Here is a 15,191-nt window from a genome sequence, read left to right as displayed (position 1 = left end):
GCTTTTTCCGACCTTGGGGAAGGCCGGGGGATCAGGCCGGTTTCGCCGCCATCCTGCGCCCGAAGACCTTCATCACCAGGACGAAGAAGAGCGGCACGAAGAGCACACCCAGCACGGTGCCCGTGATGGTCCCGCCGAGCACCGCCGCGCCGACCGCCTGCCGGCCGCCGGCCCCCGCACCCGTGGAGAGCACGAGCGGCACGACGCCGAGCGAGAAGGCCATGGAGGTCATCACGATCGGCCGGAACCGCTGGCGCGCGGCGATCAGCACCGCCTCCACCACGTCCTTGCCCGCATCGACCTGTTCGCGCGCGAACTCGACGATCAGGATCGCGTTCTTGCCCGTGAGGCCGATCACGGTCAGAAGCCCGACCTGAAAGAACACGCCGTTCTGGAAGCCGAAGAGATAGGCCGTCGCGAGCGTTCCCAGGACCCCCATCGGCATGGCGAGCATGACCGAGAAGGGGATCGCCCAGCTTTCGTAGAGCGCCGCGAGGCAGAAGAAGATCGCCGCGAGCGAGAGCGCGTAGAGCATCGGCGCCTGCGATCCGCTTTCGCGTTCCTCGAGCGACAGGCCGGTCCAGGCCACGGAATAGCCCGGCGGGAGTTCCCCGACGATCCGCTCGATCTCCGCCATCGCCTCGCCGGTGCTCACCCCGGCCGCGGGCGACCCCTGGATCTGCATCGAGGGTGTGCCGTTGTAGCGGTTGAGGCCCTGCGGACCGTAGACCCAGCGTTCGGTGGTGAAGTTCGAGAAGGGCACGAGCTCGCCCGAGGAGTTGCGCACCCGCCATCTCTGGAGATCTTCCGGGGTGGAGCGGGCATCCGCCTCGCCCTGGACATAGACACGCTTGGTGCGGCCCTGGTCGTTGAAGTCGTTGACATAGGTGCCGGCCATGGCGATGGCGAGCGTGTCGCCGACATCGGCCGGAGAGACCCCCATCGCGCCGGCGGCCCGCCAGTCGATGTCGAGCTTGAACTGGGTCGCATCCTCGAGACCGGAGGGGCGGACCGAGGTGAGCAGCGGGCTCTGGGCGGCCATGCCAAGCACCTGGTTGCGGGCCTCGAGCAGTTGCTCGTGGGTCTGTCCGCCCTGCGCCTGGAGGTAGAAGTCGAAGCCGGAGACGTTGCCGAGCTCGATCACCGCGGGCGGCACGACGGGGAAGGCATTGGCCTCCTGGATCGCCATCATCGCCGGGAAGGCGCGCGCCGCGACGGCCTGGACGGATTGCGACGCATCGGGGCGTTCCTCCCAGTCCTTCAGCCGGACGAAGGCGAGGCCGTTGTCCTGGCCCGCGCCGGAGAAGGAGAAGCCGACGACGGAGAAGACCGAGTCGACATTCTCGCTTTCGGCGCTGAGGAAGTAGTCGCGAAGCTGGTCGTTCGCGGCCTGGGTGTTCGAGGCGGTCGATCCCGACGGCCCCTGGACCAGCGCCATCATGATCCCCTGGTCCTCGTCCGGCAGGAAGCCCGTGGGCGTCTGCATGAAGAGCCAGGCGATCCCGCCGCCGATCAGCGCGTAGACGACGAGCATGCGCAGCGGGCGGCGCACGATATGGCCCACGGTCGAGCCGTAGCCGCCGGAGACACGGTCGAACCCGCGGTTGAACCAGCCGAACGGCCCGCGCTTGGTGTGATGGACGTCCTTGCCGCGCAGCAGCGTGGCGCAGAGCGCCGGCGTGAGCGTCAGGGCGACCACGACAGACAGCAGCATGGCGGAGACGATGGTGATCGAGAACTGGCGATAGATCACCCCGGTCGAGCCGCCGAAGAAGGCCATCGGCACGAACACCGCCGACAGCACGAGCGCGATGCCGACGAGCGCGCCCGTGATCTGTCCCATGGACTTGCGCGTCGCCTCGCGCGGCGGCAGTCCCTCTTCCTCCATGATCCGCTCGACGTTCTCCACCACGACGATGGCGTCGTCGACGAGCAGGCCGATGGCGAGCACCATCGCGAGCATGGTCAGCACGTTGATGGTGAAGCCGAAGAGGCCGAGGACCGCGAAGGTGCCGAGGATGACGACCGGGACGGCGAGCGTCGGGATGAGCGTCGCGCGGAGGTTCTGGAGGAAGAGCAGCATCACGAAGAAGACGAGCACGATCGCCTCGATCAGCGTTTTCTGCACCTCGTGGATCGAGATCTCGATGAAGGGCGTGGTGTCGTAGGGAATGACGTAGCTCATGTTGTCGGGGAAGTATTGGGCATATTCCTCGATCGCCTCGCGCACCCGTTCCGAGGTGTCGAGCGCGTTGGCGCCGGGCGCGAGCTGGATCGCCATGCCCGAGGACGGCTTGCCGTTGTATTCCGCGATGGTCATGTAGTTTTCCGCGCCGATCTCGACCCGCGCGACATCCTCGAGCAGGACGATGCCGCCGTTTTCCTCGGACCGCAGGATGATGTTGCGGAAATCCTCCGGCGTCTCGAGAAGCGATTGCGCCGTGATCGTCGCGGTGAAGGCCTGGCCTTCCGGCGCGGGCATGGACCCGAAGGACCCGGCCGAGATCTGCGCGTTATGCGTCGCCACCGCGTTGACCACGTCGGCGGGCGACATGTCGAAGGCCGCCAGCTTCGACGGGTCGAGCCAGATCCGCATCGCGTATTCCGCGCCGAAGACCTGGGTGCCGCCGACGCCCTCGATCCGGCTGAAGGCGTCCACGAGGTTGGAGTTGAGATAGTCGGAGAGGTCGGCCTGATCCATGCTGCCGTCGTCGGAGATCACGCCGAGCACCATGAGGAAGCCGGCGGAGGATTTCTCCACCGTCACGCCCTGGCGCTGCACCGCTTCGGGCAGCAGCGCCGTGGCCTGCGACAGCTTGTTCTGGACCTGCACCTGCGCGATGTCGGGGTCGGTCCCGGTCTCGAAGGTGAGGGTGAGCGTGGCGGAGCCGGCCGAGGTCGAGGAGGACGACATGTAGCGCATGCCGTCGAGCCCCGTCATCTGCTGCTCGATGATCTGGGTGACCGTGTTGGCGACGGTTTCCGCCGAGGCGCCCGGATAGGTCGCGCGGATCGACACCGAGGGCGGTGCGATCTGCGGATATTGTGCGACGGGCAGGGTGGTGATCGACAGGAGGCCGACCCCCATGATGAGGATCGAGATCACCCAGGCGAAAACGGGTCGGTCGATGAAAAAGCGGGCCATGAGGGCTCCTTATGCGCTGGACGTCTCGGGTCAGTTGGCGTCTTCGGCGGGGGCTTCGTCCGCCGGGGCGTCTTGGGCCGGGGCGTCCTCTGCGGGCGCCGCCTCGGCCGGCGCATCCTGCGCGTCTGCGGGGGCATCGCCGCCGGTCGCGGCCTCCTCGGCCTCTGCCGGGGTGCGCTCCTGCGGCGTGACGGTGGCACCCGGCGCGGTCTTCTGGAGACCGGCGACGATCACCCGCTCGCCCGGTGCGACGCCGTCGGTCACGATCCAGTTCGTGCCCTGGTCGCGCTCCACGGTGAGGGTGCGGCTTTCGACCACGTTCTCGTCATTGACGACGAAGACGGTGGGCACCCCGCGCCGGTCGCGGGACACGGCCTCCTGCGGGACGAGGATCGCGTCCTCGATCACGCCCTGCGGCATTTCCACCTGGACATACATCCCCGGCAGGAGGAACCCCTCCGGGTTGGGGAAGGACAGGCGCAGCAGCACGGTGCCGGTGTCCTCGCGCACATGCGGTTCGGCGGCGGAGAGCTTGCCGGTCTCCTCGTAGACCGAGCCGTCGGCGAGGGTCAGGCTGACATCGTACTCCTCGCCCTGGTCGAGCGTCGCCTCCGCGATGCTCAGCCGGCGCCAGCGCAGGATGTCGGCGGCGGACTGGGTGACGTCGACATAGACCGGGTCGAGCGCGCGGATCGTGGTCAGCGCGGTCTGCTGCCCGGAGGTGACGAGCGCACCCTGGGTGACGTCCGACAGGCCGGTGATCCCCGCGATCGGGGCGCGGATCGTGGTGCGGTCGAGGTCGATCTCCGCGGCCTGGAGGTTGGCCTCCGCGACCTTCACGCCGGCGGCGGCGGTGTCGCGTTCGGCGATGGCGGCGTCGAGGTTCTGCTGGGCGATGACGTTGCGCGTCCGCAGCTCCTCCTGGCGGTTATAGGCGATCTGGGCCGAGTTCAGCGTGGCGCGCGCCTGGGCGAGGCTCGCCTCGGCGGCGGCGCGTGCCGCCTCGTAGCTTGCCGCGTCGATCTGGTAGAGCGGGGCGTTCTCCTCCACATGGCTGCCCTCGTCGAACAGCCTTTCGCGGATGATGCCGTTGACCTGCGGCCGGACCTCGGCAACGGCGGAGGCCGCGACACGGCCCGGCAGCGGCGCCGTCAGCGTCACCGACTGGCTTTGCAGCGTCACGACCGTGACGGGCATCGGCGGCTGTTCCTCCTGGGCCTGCGCGCCGAGCGCCGCGGCAAGGACGACGGCGGCGGCGGCGGCGAACCGGCGGGGAAGGACGCTCAGAGGCGCGGGAAAGGCTGTTTGCATGATATGCTCCGGGAAAGGCGTCGGGCAGTCAGGTGTGCCCTTCAGGGAAATTGCAGTCTCTCAGTCTCGTTCTATTTGTCCGGCTCGGCAAGAGCATGCCGCGCCCTTGATGAACAGATGAGGGCGGCTCTTGATCCGCGATAATGAAACGCGGTAGTTTTGTAAAGCGTTCGGATCGGTCGTGTCTGTGCGCGCGTGCAGGGGAGGCTGTGAGGAGAAGCAAGTGGTGAAGAAACAGGCAGAGGCGGTGTGCAGCCTCGCGCCGCGGCGTCGCGGGCGGCCGGTGCAGATGAACGCGGCCGAGCGGGAGGCGGAAATCCTGCGCGTGACGGCCGATCTGCTGCTCACCCGGCCGCTGGATTCCCTTTCGACGGGGGAGATCGCGCGGGCGGTGGGGATGTCGAAGCGGACGCTCTACGAGCTGTTCGGCAGCCGCGAGGCGCTGATCGGGGCGACGATCGCACAGGTGAGCCGCACGATCTTCCGGCCGCTGGCGGCGCAGGAGCGCGCCCTGCCGCTCGCCGCGCGCCTTGCGATTCTCCTGACCCCGAACGATCCGCCGGCAAGCGACACCCACAAGTTCGAGCTTTTGCGGTCGATCATCGCCAAGGCAAAGACCTATCCCTCGCTCGCGCAGGACATGTGTTCGAGCGGGCGCGGCACGCTGGCGGGCTATCTGCGCGCGGAGCTGGCGGCGGCGGTGGCGGAGGGCGAGATCGCGCTCGCCCCCGAGGTGCAGGCGGAGGCGGCGGAGATGCTGATCGACATGGCCTTCCACGCGCCGATCCCGCGCCTGCTCGACCCGACGCTCCCGGTTCCGACCCCCGAGGCAACTCGCCTCAGGCGGGAGCTGGCGATTTCGCTTTTTCTCGGCGGCTGTCGCCGGGCTCTGCCCTCCGCCTGATCCTGCATGTGCCGAAACTTCAGGCAAAAGCGGGGGAATGCCCCCGGTTCGTCCGGCGAAAACCGGCTCATCGGCGCGATTTCCAGCGGGAGCGGCGTTTTGGCCTGCACGGGGACGCCGTTTTGCGCTATACCTAAAGGCGAGTTAGACACCCGTTCGGCTCCCTCGCAAGGGGGTCTTTGCCTTTGGAAAGGACCGACACATGCGTATTCTTGCCCTCTCCGCCGCGCTGGCCTTCGGCGTGACCGCGGGCGCCGTCCAGGCCCAGGACACCGCCGCGCCGGAACAGCCTGTCTCCCCGACCGGGGAAACGTTGAACCTGCCTCCTGCGGGAGATGCGACCAACCTCTTCGTCGCCGCAGCGCCCGCCGTGGCGGGCATTGGCGCCATCGCGGCGATGGCGGGCGGCGGCGGCGGGTCGTCCACGACCACCACGACCACGACGACGACCACCGGCACCAACTGATCCGTTGGGGGCGACGGAATGAAGGCGCGTCTTCGCGGGAAGATGCGCCTTTTTGCCGGAGGCCGGATCTGTCGTATCGCTGTTCCGCGAAGCGCGGGAACTTTCAAAAAGTTATGCGCATCAATTGGTTGAATGGCAGAGTTAAACCTCTGCCGCAACCTTTTCAAGGGCCGTGTCCACCGCGTCGAGGATCCGGTCGATGTCGCCTTCGTCAGCGATCAGCGCGGGCGAGAAACACAGCGTGTTGTTGAAGCCCGGCACGGAGCGGTTGGTCGCGCCGATGATCACGCCCTGCCGGTCGCAGTCCGCGACCACCGCGCCGACCAGCTTTTCGGAGAGCGGTTCCCTGGTCGCGCGGTCCGCCACCAGCTCCGCCCCGGCATAGAGCCCGAGCCCGCGCACGTCGCCGATCAGCGGGTGCTTGTCCATCAGCGCCTCCAGCCCGGATTTCAGCCGCGCGCCCATGGCCTTCGAATTGGCGAGCAGGCCCTCCTCCTCGATGATCGCGACATTCTCGATCGCCGCCGCCGGGCCGGCGGTGCAGCCGCCGAAGGTGGAGATGTCGCGGAAATAGCCGAGCGGATCCTCCGGCGCGTCGCGGAACATCGAAAACACCTCTTCGGTGGTGAGCATCACCGCGATGGCGGCATAGCCCGAGGCGACGCCCTTTGCCGTGGTCACGAAATCCGGCTCGATCCCGAAGTTCTGGTAGCCGAACCATTCGCCCGTCCGCCCCATGCCGCAGACCACCTCGTCGATATGCAGGAGTATGTCGTATGTGCGGCAGATCTCCTGCACCTTCTCCCAGTAGCCGGAGGGCGGCGTGATGACGCCGCCGCCCGCCGTGACCGGCTCGAGACAGAGCGCGCCGACCGTGTCCGGCCCTTCGCGCAGGATCACCTCCTCGATCGCTTCGGCGGCGCGCAGGCCGTAATTCTCCACATCCCATTGCTTGCGATATTCGAGGCAATGCGGCACCTCGACGAAATCGGGGGCGAAGGGACCGTAGTGTTCCGCGCGCTGCTTCTGGCCGCAGGCGGAGAGCGTGCCGATGGTCGTGCCGTGGTAGTCGCGTTCGCGGAACAGGATCTTCGTCTTCCGTCCGCCATAGCGCTGGTGAGCGATCTGTCGGATCATTTTGAAAGCCTTTTCGTTGGCTTCCGATCCGGAGTTGCAGTAATACATGCGCGTGAGGCCGGGCGTTTTCGACGTCAGGATCTCGGCAAAGCGCGCGCCGGGAACGGTGCCGGCGGAGCCTGCGAAATAGTTCATCTTCAGGATCTGGTCGCGCACCGCATTGGCGATGCGCTCGCGCCCGTAGCCGACATTGACCGTCCAGACCCCGCCGGAGACGGCGTCGAGAAACTCGCGCCCGTTCTGGTCCCAGACCAGCATGCCCTTGCCCTCCACGATGATGCGCGGATCGCGGGTGTCGAGGGCGGCGTGCTGGAACATGTGGTGCCAGACATGGGCGCGGTCGGCTTCGACGATGGCGGAAAGATCGTTGTCGTGCATGGGAAACTCCATAGGATGACATCCGCGCAGGGGCTTCTTCCGTGCCGGATTGTCCTCGATGTTAGCGGGCTTTTCGGCGATGAACAGGGGAAGTCGCGCGATTGCCGCTCCGGTCGCCGAAGATTGTCATGTCCTGTGCGGCCGGGCGGGCCGTCGCTGCCTCAGTCCGGGTTGGTGCGCGCATAGCCTTTCGTGGGCAGGTCGCGCAACGCCCGCATCATCTCGATGAATCCCGCCACCTGATGCGCGCAGGTCGCCGCGCCCTTTTCCGCGGTGGCGAGATGCGCCTCGCCCACCGTGCCCTTCGGATTGAGATCGGCCGACACCCAGGCGAGGTTGACGGGCCCCGTGGGCGGGATCGGCGCGTCCTCTGCCGCGGAGCGGAAATCCTCTGCCGCCGCCATGTCCACCAGATGCGGCTTGAAATGCAGCATGAGCGAGGTCTCCACATCGCCGCCGTGGATGCCGTAGGTGGTTTCCTGTGCGCTATACATGCCGTCCGGGCGCCCGAAATTGCCCCATTGGCATTTCACCACCATCATCCCCGCCTCGACGCGCAATTCGCGCCCGAGGATGGAGATGAGGTCGAGATTGCCGCCGTGGCTGTTGACGATCACCATCTTCCTCAGCCCCGCGCGCGCCACCGACAGCCCGATCTCGGTCCAGGCCGAGAGCGCCGTCTGCGCGGTGAGGGTGAGCGTGCCGTCGGCGTGGAGATGTTCGTTCGACTTGCCGACCGCCTGCACCGGGAGGATGAGGATGTCGAGGTCGTCGGGGCAGGTCTCGCGCAGCCGGGCGAGCATGCCCTCGTTGATATGGGTGTCGACCCCCACCGGAAGATGCGGCCCGTGCTGTTCGATGGCGGCGGTGGGCAGGATCGCGATGGTCTTCTCCGGGTCGAAGCCGGAAAACTCCGTGGTGCGATACTCGGCCCAGTCGAAACGTCTCATGCCATGTCCTTTCTAGCCCGCGAGCGGCGCGGGGGTCTCGATGAGTTTGCGCAGCCGCCGCCGGACCGTTCCGAGGTGCTTGCGGCGGCTGTCGGGGGTGGAACTGTCCATCAGGTAATGGGCGGCGAAGCTCGTCTTGCACTTGCGCGCGAGGATGAGGCGCAGCCCCCGCATCAGCGTCCGCCGGCCCGGCGCCCCGATGAAGCGGGTGAGCCACCAGGAGGCGCCGCAGGTGGTGTAGACGCCGAGCTTGGTGATATGGGTGAGGCCGGGCAGGATGTTCTCGCCGTCGGTGCGCGGCATGATGAAGGCCACGTCGGGCAGGAGGGTGCGGTCGAGCCAGCCCTTGAGCAGCGCCGGCAGGCCGTACCACCAGGTCGGATAGACGAAGATCAGGCTGTCGCACCACAGGATGTCGTCGCAGTCGCGCTGCACCGGCGCGCGGTTTTCGGGGATCTGGTAATATTGCGCGAGCTCGCGCGCGGACATCACGGGATCGAACCCGTCGGCATAGAGATCGCGGAGGCGATAGGCGATCCCCGCGCGGGACAGTTCCGCGACGACGAGGTCGCGGATGGCCGCGTTGAAAGACCCCTCCTGGGGGTGACAATAGACGACGAGCGCGCGCTCCATCAGAAGGCCTCCATCTCCCGCCGCACCCGCTCGAGATGGGCCTTGAGCTGCGGCTCCCGGTTGTTGTTCATGTCGTAGAGCGCAATGTATCGCTTTGCCGGCATCCCGCAAGCGTACCAGACGGCGCGGGTGACGCATTTGCGGGGCGGATCGCCGTTGAGCCAGGCCCGCATCCGCGTGCCGCCGTAGGTGGTGCAGGCATAGAGCTTGCGGATGTTCGTCAGGCCCGGCCGCACCCCGCCGCCCTCGAGCTTGAAGGAGACGTCGGGCAGGAAGACGCGGTCGAGGAAGCCCTTGAGGATCGCGGGATAGCCGAAATTCCACACCGGGAAGACCATGACGAGCGCATCCGCGGCGCGCAGCCGCTCGACATAGGGCTTCACCGGGTCGATGTTGTCGGGCACCTCGTGATAGGTCCGCCGCTCCTCCATCGTCAGCACGGGCTGGAAGCCCTCGGCATTGAGGTCGCAGTCGTCCACCTCCCAGCCCTTTGCGCCCAGCGTCTCCACCACCGTGCGGTGCACGGCGGCGTTGAAGCTTTCGGGCACGGGATGGGCGTAGAGGACGAGGACGCGGCCCTTCGCGGCGGCGCTCATTCGGCGGTCTCCGGTGCCGGGCGCATGCCCTTGTAGGCGTAGATCGCGGAATAGTCGAAATCGGGCTCGTCCCATGTGATCATCTTGCCGGGGTTCAGAAGCCCCTTGGGATCGGCCTCGCGCTTGAACTCGAGCTGTCGGCGGTCGGTCGACTGCCGCCCGCCTTCCTCGAGCGTGTAGCGATGCGGGTTGAAGATCATGCAGCCCATCTGCTCGTGCAGGCGCACGATCTCCTCGAGCCGTTCGTCCGTGGTGTACCTGACGATGGGCAGGCCGGCGAACATGACCTTGCCGCCCTCCTTCATCACCTCGAGATGCTGGAGCACCTCGGCGCCGAATTCCGCGCGCACCTTTTCGACGAGCTCGATATGGCGCGGATAGGAATAGCGCACCTGGAGATAGGTGAGGGACTTGTCGAACTTGAGCGCGCGCAGCGTGGTGTGGTTCCAGCCGTGTTCGAAGACGGGGCCGGGGTGGCGGTCCCATGTCACGTTGTCGGAGCGGTAGATGATCCTCGCGCCGGGCCAGCGGGCGGTGAAGGTCTCGAACCCGTCCATCGAATGCGGCGCGACCATGAGGCCGACGAGGCTGTCGTCCGCCTCCACATGGGGTTTGACGCGCTGGAAGTATTCCTTTGCAAGCGGGGCCTCGTAGAGGGAAACGAGCTTGAGAAGGATCCCCGCCTCGTTGGCGAGCGCCTCCGAATATTCCATGCTCTCGCGGAAGTCCTTGAACGACACGAACATGTCCACCCAGTCATAGGCCGGGGCGAGCGGCATCTCGAGTTCGGTGATGATGCCGTTGGTGCCGTAGGCGTGGGAGACGCGGTGCAGCTCCTCGCCGCGGAATTCGAGCACGCGCGGCTCCTCCTCCATCGTCACGACGCGCAGGCGGATGATGTTGCCGAGATCGCGCAGCGCGCCCCAGTGCACCGAGCCGATGCCGCCGGAGCCGCCCGCGACGAAGCCGCCGATCGTGGCCTGATGGGCGGTGGAGGGCATCATGCGCAATTCCTGGCCGCTGTCGGCCTTGCAGAAGGCGTCGAGGTCGCGGATCACGCAGCCGGGCTCGGCGATGACGCGGCCGGGGTGCACCTCCTTCACCTTGTTGAACCGCGCCATGTGGATGAGGCAGCCGCCCGCGAGCGGCATGGCCTGGCCGTAGTTGCCGGTTCCCGCGCCGCGCACGGTGACGGGGACATCGTGTGCGTAGCAGGTCCTCAGGATCTCGATCACCTCCGCCTCGGAGGCGGGGTTGACGACGAAATCGGCCTCGAGATGGTCGAGGCGCGCCTTCAGGATCGGCGAATACCAGAAGAAGTCACGCGACTTGGCGCGGATGGTGGCCGGTTTTTCATCCATCTGGATGTGGGAGAGGGCGGCCTTGGCGGCGGCGATATTCGGGGTCATGGTCATTGGCTCAGCAGTTCATCGAGGTCACTATAGGCGGGCAGGGTGCGGTCGATCGGATCGCCGTCCCGGAGCACGATCCGGTCGGACTGGGGGCGGGCGAAGAGCTCGGTCCAGTCGCGGGCGCCGGCGATCACCAGATCGGCGGGTGCGCCGGCGGTCAGGCGGGGGGTGTCGAACCCGCAGGCGCGGGCGGGATTGCCGAAGAAGGCATCGACCCAGGCGCCCTCGCAATGGTCGAGATGGCAGATCCGGGTCGCCTCGCGCATCACCTCCATCATGTCGAGGTCGCCATAGGCATAGAACGGGTCGCGGGTGTTGTCGGAGGCGAAGGAGACGTTCACGCCCGCCGCCTTCAGCTCATGCGCCATGGTGACGCCGCGCCAGCGCGGGGTGCGGCCCCTGTAGCGGTCCTGGAGATACTGGTTGCACATCGGCAGGGAGACGACGTTGAGCCCCGCCTGCGCCACGAGCGCGATGATCCCGTCCGCCGTCTCCTCGGGCATGACCGAGATCGAACAGCAATGGCCGACCGTGACGGGATTGGTGAAGCCGAGTTCGAGCACCGTCTCGGCAATCGTGCGCAGGGTGTCGGAGGTCGGATCGTCGGTCTCGTCCACATGGAAATCCACCTCGAGGTCGTGGAGCATCGCGAGGTGGAAGAAATCGAGGAGCCGCTCCTTCAGGTCGGGCACGGGATAGGTGACGGCGCCGAGGGTGTGGCCGCCCTCGGCCACGATCCTGGCGACGGCGGGAAAATCGCCGCGGTCGCGGAAGATCTTGTCGATCGCCACGAGGCAGGAGGCCTGGAGCGCGATCTTCCCGGCCCATTTCTCCTGCATCCTGGCGACGACGCCGAAGGAGGAGGCGGCGAGGCCGTCGAGGCTGTCGATATGGGTGCGGATCGCCTTCGTGCCATGGGCATAGGCCGCGCGCAGGGAAAACTCCATGCGCGCCTCCACGTCACCGGCCGACCAGCGCGCGTGATCCGCGCGCACCGTTTCGAGCGCGCCCATGAAGGTGCCGTCGGGATTGGCGGCGCGCGGCCAGATATGCCCCTTGTCGAGATGGGTGTGCATGTCGACGAAACAGGGGAAGGCCATCGCGCCCTTCATGTCGATCGCAGTTTCGGCTGAGGCGCCAGCGTCCGTTGATGCGATCTTTCCGTCTTCGATCGTGAGATCGGTTCTCGTGAGATCCCCCGGACGCCCGAGAAGGCTGGAGGGAACGGTGACATTTCTCAGTGTCTTCGCGCCGCTGGGCAGAACGCAAAAGCTCATGCAGGTCTCTCAGGACTCCCGTTTGATCGCACTTTCGTGCCATTTGTGCAGCAGCGCATGGCTCAGAAGCGAGGCTGCGGTGAAGATCACGACGCCGGTGGCCGCGATCAGCAGAAGCGCCGCGAACATGCGCGGGATGTTGAGACGATAGCCCGCCTCGAGGATGCGGAAAGCCAGTCCCGACCCGATGCCGCCCGTGCCCGCCACGTATTCGGCCACGACGGCGCCGATCAGCGACAGCCCGCCCGCGATGCGCAGCCCGCCGAGGAAATAGGGCAGGGCCGTGGGCAGTTGAAGGTAGCGCAGCCGCTGCCAGCGCGTCGCGCCGTAGATCTTGTAGAGATCGCGCAGGTTGTGATCGGTGGAGTTGAGCCCGAGCGTGGTGTTCGACAGGATCGGGAAGAAGGCCACGATCCAGGCGCAGAGCAGAAGCCCCGCAAGCCGGCTGTCCACATAGATGAAGATCAGGGGCGCGATGGCGACGACCGGCGTCACCTGGAGGATGACCGCGAAGGGATAGAAGGACATCTCGAAATAGCGCGACTGGGTGAAGAGGATGGCGAGGCCGACCCCGCCGATCACCGCGACCCCGAGGGCCATGAGCGTGATCTTCACCGTGACCCAGAGCGCGGAGGAGAGCATCGCCCAGTCCGCGATCAGCGTCTCGACCACGAGGCCGGGGCCGGGCAGGATGTAATGCGGGATCCCGTTCCAGACGACGACCCGGTCCCACAGGAAGATCGCGAGCGCGACCACGGCGACGGGAAGCAGCCATTTCGCGATCCTGTCGCGGCGCAGCGCGCGGGCATAGGCCTGTTCCTCCTCGTCGACGAGGGCGGCGGGGGGTGTGGTGTTCAGATCGGACACGCTCATGCGGAGATCCTTTCGCCATGCTGGTTCATCGCGCCGTGGAGCGCCTCGGAGGCCCTGCGGCACAGGTCCGCATAATGCGCGGAGGTGCGGAACGCCTCGGTCCGCGGATAGGGCGCCTCGACCGTGACTTCGGAGGAGACGCGCCCCGGACGGGCGGCCATGACCACGATGCGGTCGGAGAGGAAGACGCTCTCGAACACGGAATGGGTGACGAAGATCACCGTGCACTTGAGCTTGTCGCGCAGTTCGAGAAGGTCGTTGTTGAGCTTGTGCCGGGTGATCTCGTCGAGCGCGGCGAAGGGTTCGTCCATCAGGATCAGCCGCGGCTCGGTCACGAGCGCGCGGGCGATGGAGACCCGCATCTTCATCCCGCCCGACAGCTCGCGCGGATAGCTGCGCTGGAACTTCTCGAGCCCGACCATCTTCAGCGCCCAGGTGATCTCGTCGCGCACGTCCGACAGCGACTTGCCGCGCAGCCGGTGCGGCAGCCAGACATTCTGTTCGACGGTCGCCCAGGGCATGAGCGTCGGTTCCTGGAAGACGACGCCGAGATCGCCCTTCCGCATTCCGCCCTCCCAGAGGATCTGGCCGGAGGTGGGGCGCATGAGGCCGGAGATGAGGCGCAGCGCGGTGGATTTGCCGCAGCCCGACGGGCCGAGCAGGGAAATGAAGTCGCCCTGGTTGACGGTCAGCGTCATGTCCTTCAGCGCGACGACATCGCCGTTGAACACCTTGTCCACATGGGACATGTCCAGCAGCCTGTCGCGCTGGCCGAGCGGGGGGATGGTGAGGGGCGGGGTCATGTCGGTCTTTCGTGCGTGGTGGCGCGCGGGCGGCCGCTGTTCCGGTCGCCCGCGGTCCCGTGAGCCGTTGTGCCGGCTTATGGCTTGAGGTCCATGCCGACCTGCTGGTTCACGAACTCGGTCGTATAGGCGGCGGAATAGTCGAGATCCGCCTCGATCACGCCGGCTTCCACCATCTTGTCGTAAAAGTCCTTGATCTTCTCGTCGGTCATCGCGCCGATCCCCATCTCGAGCGCATCGCCACTGTCCACGATGCCCTCGGATTTCATCTTTTCGATGGCAAAGTCGATCTTGTCCTGCGTCATGTCGGGGTTCGCCTCGATGATCATCGCATCGGCGGCGGAATGATCGCCGTAGAGGTAGTTGTACCAGCCCTTCGCGGAGCCATCGACGAAGCATTTCACCTGTTCGGGCTTCTCCGCGATCGTGTCCGCCATCGTCTCGATCGTCGTGGCATAGGTCGAATAACCCGCATCCGCGATCAGGAAGACGTCCGGGGTGAAGCCGCCTTCGGTCTCGATCACATAGGGTTCGGAGGACAGGAAGCCCTGCATCGCCTTGTTCTCGTCCGCGAGGAAGGGGGCGGGGTTGAACGTGTAGGGTTCGCGCTGTTCGGCGGTGAAGCCATAGGCGGCGATCATCCACTGGTAATAGGAGGCGAAGCCGTTGTCGCCGATCAGCAGTGTCAGGTCCTTCAGATCCTCGAACGTCTCGGCCTTGCCGGGATGGGCGATGATGACCTGCGGGTGTTTCTGGAACGTGGCGGCGACGGCGACGACGGGGATGCCTTCCTTCGCGGCGTTGAACGCCTGCAACAGATCGCCCCCCATGTGATAGTCGATCCTGCCGGCGAGCATCAGCGCGCGGTTGTTCACCTGCGGCCCGCCCGGCACGATGGTCACGTCGAGACCGCATTCGGCATAGGTGCCGTCGGCCACCGACTGATAATATCCGCCGTGTTCGGCCTGCGCGAGCCAGTTCGTGCCGAAGGAGACGGGCGTGAGATCCTGCGCGGCGGCGCCGGTGAGCGCGGCGGTGGAGCCGGTCGCGGCAAGGCTCAGCCCCGCGAGAACGCGTTTCAAGGTCATGTAAAACTCTCCGTGGGTGAAGTTCCGCAGTCCACGTTAGCGAGCCGGTCCCGGTGGAAGGGTAGGGCCAGCACGCGCTCCGGCGGGGGCTGCGGCGAGAATGATGAAATCCGCGGCAGTTTTCTGGCCATATGGTCAAAAACATGGCGACAGGCGGGAGCGAGGGGCGTCCATGCGCCCGCAATCCGGGCGTTCGCGGCGCGCAGATGCCATGACAT

At 66.6% G+C, this 15,191-nt stretch carries 13 protein-coding genes; 2 read left to right on the top strand and 11 right to left on the bottom strand.

Annotated features, from left to right (window positions below; genetic code table 11):
• Window positions 1-31: 31 nt before the first annotated feature.
• Window positions 32-3,145 carry an efflux RND transporter permease subunit gene (locus tag P73_RS15415; RefSeq protein WP_043870259.1) on the bottom strand — a complete coding sequence of 1,038 codons (3,114 nt, stop codon included), beginning with the start codon at window positions 3,143-3,145 and terminating at the stop codon, window positions 32-34.
• Between the two features lie 30 nt (window positions 3,146-3,175).
• The gene (locus P73_RS15410) at window positions 3,176-4,456 is read right to left on the bottom strand and encodes an efflux RND transporter periplasmic adaptor subunit (protein WP_052453325.1); all 1,281 of its coding nucleotides are present in this window, start codon (window positions 4,454-4,456) and stop codon (window positions 3,176-3,178) included.
• Window positions 4,457-4,682: 226 nt separating this feature from the next.
• On the opposite strand from P73_RS15410, the gene P73_RS15405 reads away from it, so the two are divergent.
• Window positions 4,683-5,360 (top strand): TetR/AcrR family transcriptional regulator, encoded by a 678-nt coding sequence (locus P73_RS15405; protein WP_139267052.1) that lies wholly within the window; start codon window positions 4,683-4,685, stop codon window positions 5,358-5,360.
• A gap of 202 nt (window positions 5,361-5,562) precedes the next feature.
• Window positions 5,563-5,826, top strand: a complete 264-nt coding sequence (locus P73_RS15400; protein WP_043870258.1) for a hypothetical protein — start codon at window positions 5,563-5,565, stop codon at window positions 5,824-5,826.
• A gap of 141 nt (window positions 5,827-5,967) precedes the next feature.
• Here the strand turns inward: P73_RS15400 and P73_RS15395 are convergent, their stop codons facing one another.
• The 9 genes from P73_RS15395 to P73_RS15355 all read right to left on the bottom strand — a co-directional run bounded on the left by P73_RS15395 (window position 5,968) and on the right by P73_RS15355 (window position 14,973).
• Window positions 5,968-7,341 (bottom strand): aminotransferase family protein, encoded by a 1,374-nt coding sequence (locus tag P73_RS15395; protein WP_275451660.1) that lies wholly within the window; start codon window positions 7,339-7,341, stop codon window positions 5,968-5,970.
• Window positions 7,342-7,502: 161 nt separating this feature from the next.
• On the bottom strand, window positions 7,503-8,291 hold the full coding sequence (locus P73_RS15390) for a creatininase family protein (RefSeq protein WP_043870256.1): 789 nt from the start codon (window positions 8,289-8,291) through the stop codon (window positions 7,503-7,505).
• A gap of 12 nt (window positions 8,292-8,303) precedes the next feature.
• Window positions 8,304-8,924 (bottom strand): NAD(P)H-dependent oxidoreductase, encoded by a 621-nt coding sequence (locus tag P73_RS15385; RefSeq protein WP_043870255.1) that lies wholly within the window; start codon window positions 8,922-8,924, stop codon window positions 8,304-8,306.
• Window positions 8,924-9,520, bottom strand: a complete 597-nt coding sequence (locus P73_RS15380) for an NAD(P)H-dependent oxidoreductase (RefSeq protein ID WP_043870254.1) — start codon at window positions 9,518-9,520, stop codon at window positions 8,924-8,926. The genes P73_RS15385 and P73_RS15380 overlap by 1 nt, the downstream gene beginning before the upstream one ends.
• Window positions 9,517-10,935, bottom strand: a complete 1,419-nt coding sequence (locus P73_RS15375; protein ID WP_338032837.1) for an FAD-binding oxidoreductase — start codon at window positions 10,933-10,935, stop codon at window positions 9,517-9,519. The genes P73_RS15380 and P73_RS15375 overlap by 4 nt, the downstream gene beginning before the upstream one ends.
• A complete protein-coding gene (locus P73_RS15370; RefSeq protein ID WP_043870253.1) occupies window positions 10,932-12,209 on the bottom strand; it encodes a cytosine deaminase in 1,278 nt (425 codons plus the stop codon). The genes P73_RS15375 and P73_RS15370 overlap by 4 nt, the downstream gene beginning before the upstream one ends.
• 9 nt (window positions 12,210-12,218) lie before the next feature.
• Complete coding sequence (locus P73_RS15365; RefSeq protein WP_052453322.1) at window positions 12,219-13,082, bottom strand: ABC transporter permease; 864 nt, start codon at window positions 13,080-13,082, stop codon at window positions 12,219-12,221.
• Window positions 13,079-13,885 (bottom strand): ABC transporter ATP-binding protein, encoded by an 807-nt coding sequence (locus tag P73_RS15360; protein WP_043870252.1) that lies wholly within the window; start codon window positions 13,883-13,885, stop codon window positions 13,079-13,081. Before P73_RS15360 ends, P73_RS15365 begins: the two co-directional genes overlap by 4 nt.
• A gap of 77 nt (window positions 13,886-13,962) precedes the next feature.
• A complete protein-coding gene (locus tag P73_RS15355; protein ID WP_043870251.1) occupies window positions 13,963-14,973 on the bottom strand; it encodes an ABC transporter substrate-binding protein in 1,011 nt (336 codons plus the stop codon).
• Window positions 14,974-15,191: the final 218 nt, after the last annotated feature.

It is taken from the genome of Celeribacter indicus, assembly GCF_000819565.1.
Taxonomy (GTDB): domain Bacteria; phylum Pseudomonadota; class Alphaproteobacteria; order Rhodobacterales; family Rhodobacteraceae; genus Celeribacter; species Celeribacter indicus.
Note: the sequence above shows the minus strand (reverse complement) of the source record. Positions and strands in the feature narration are given on the sequence as shown.

Bases quoted from the DNA above. Each gene is read 5' to 3' on its own strand.
- P73_RS15410 (WP_052453325.1), bottom strand. From the start codon at position 4,456: ATGCAAACAGCCTTTCCCGCGCCTCTGAGCGTCCTTCCCCGCCGGTTC.
- P73_RS15360 (WP_043870252.1), bottom strand. From the start codon at position 13,885: ATGACCCCGCCCCTCACCATCCCCCCGCTCGGCCAGCGCGACAGGCTG.
- P73_RS15365 (WP_052453322.1), bottom strand. From the start codon at position 13,082: ATGAGCGTGTCCGATCTGAACACCACACCCCCCGCCGCCCTCGTCGAC.
- P73_RS15380 (WP_043870254.1), bottom strand. From the start codon at position 9,520: ATGAGCGCCGCCGCGAAGGGCCGCGTCCTCGTCCTCTACGCCCATCCC.
- P73_RS15385 (WP_043870255.1), bottom strand. From the start codon at position 8,924: ATGGAGCGCGCGCTCGTCGTCTATTGTCACCCCCAGGAGGGGTCTTTC.
- P73_RS15355 (WP_043870251.1), bottom strand. From the start codon at position 14,973: ATGACCTTGAAACGCGTTCTCGCGGGGCTGAGCCTTGCCGCGACCGGC.
- P73_RS15395 (WP_275451660.1), bottom strand. From the start codon at position 7,341: ATGCACGACAACGATCTTTCCGCCATCGTCGAAGCCGACCGCGCCCAT.
- P73_RS15375 (WP_338032837.1), bottom strand. From the start codon at position 10,935: ATGACCATGACCCCGAATATCGCCGCCGCCAAGGCCGCCCTCTCCCAC.
- P73_RS15415 (WP_043870259.1), bottom strand. From the start codon at position 3,145: ATGGCCCGCTTTTTCATCGACCGACCCGTTTTCGCCTGGGTGATCTCG.
- P73_RS15390 (WP_043870256.1), bottom strand. From the start codon at position 8,291: ATGAGACGTTTCGACTGGGCCGAGTATCGCACCACGGAGTTTTCCGGC.
- P73_RS15400 (WP_043870258.1), top strand. From the start codon at position 5,563: ATGCGTATTCTTGCCCTCTCCGCCGCGCTGGCCTTCGGCGTGACCGCG.
- P73_RS15370 (WP_043870253.1), bottom strand. From the start codon at position 12,209: ATGAGCTTTTGCGTTCTGCCCAGCGGCGCGAAGACACTGAGAAATGTC.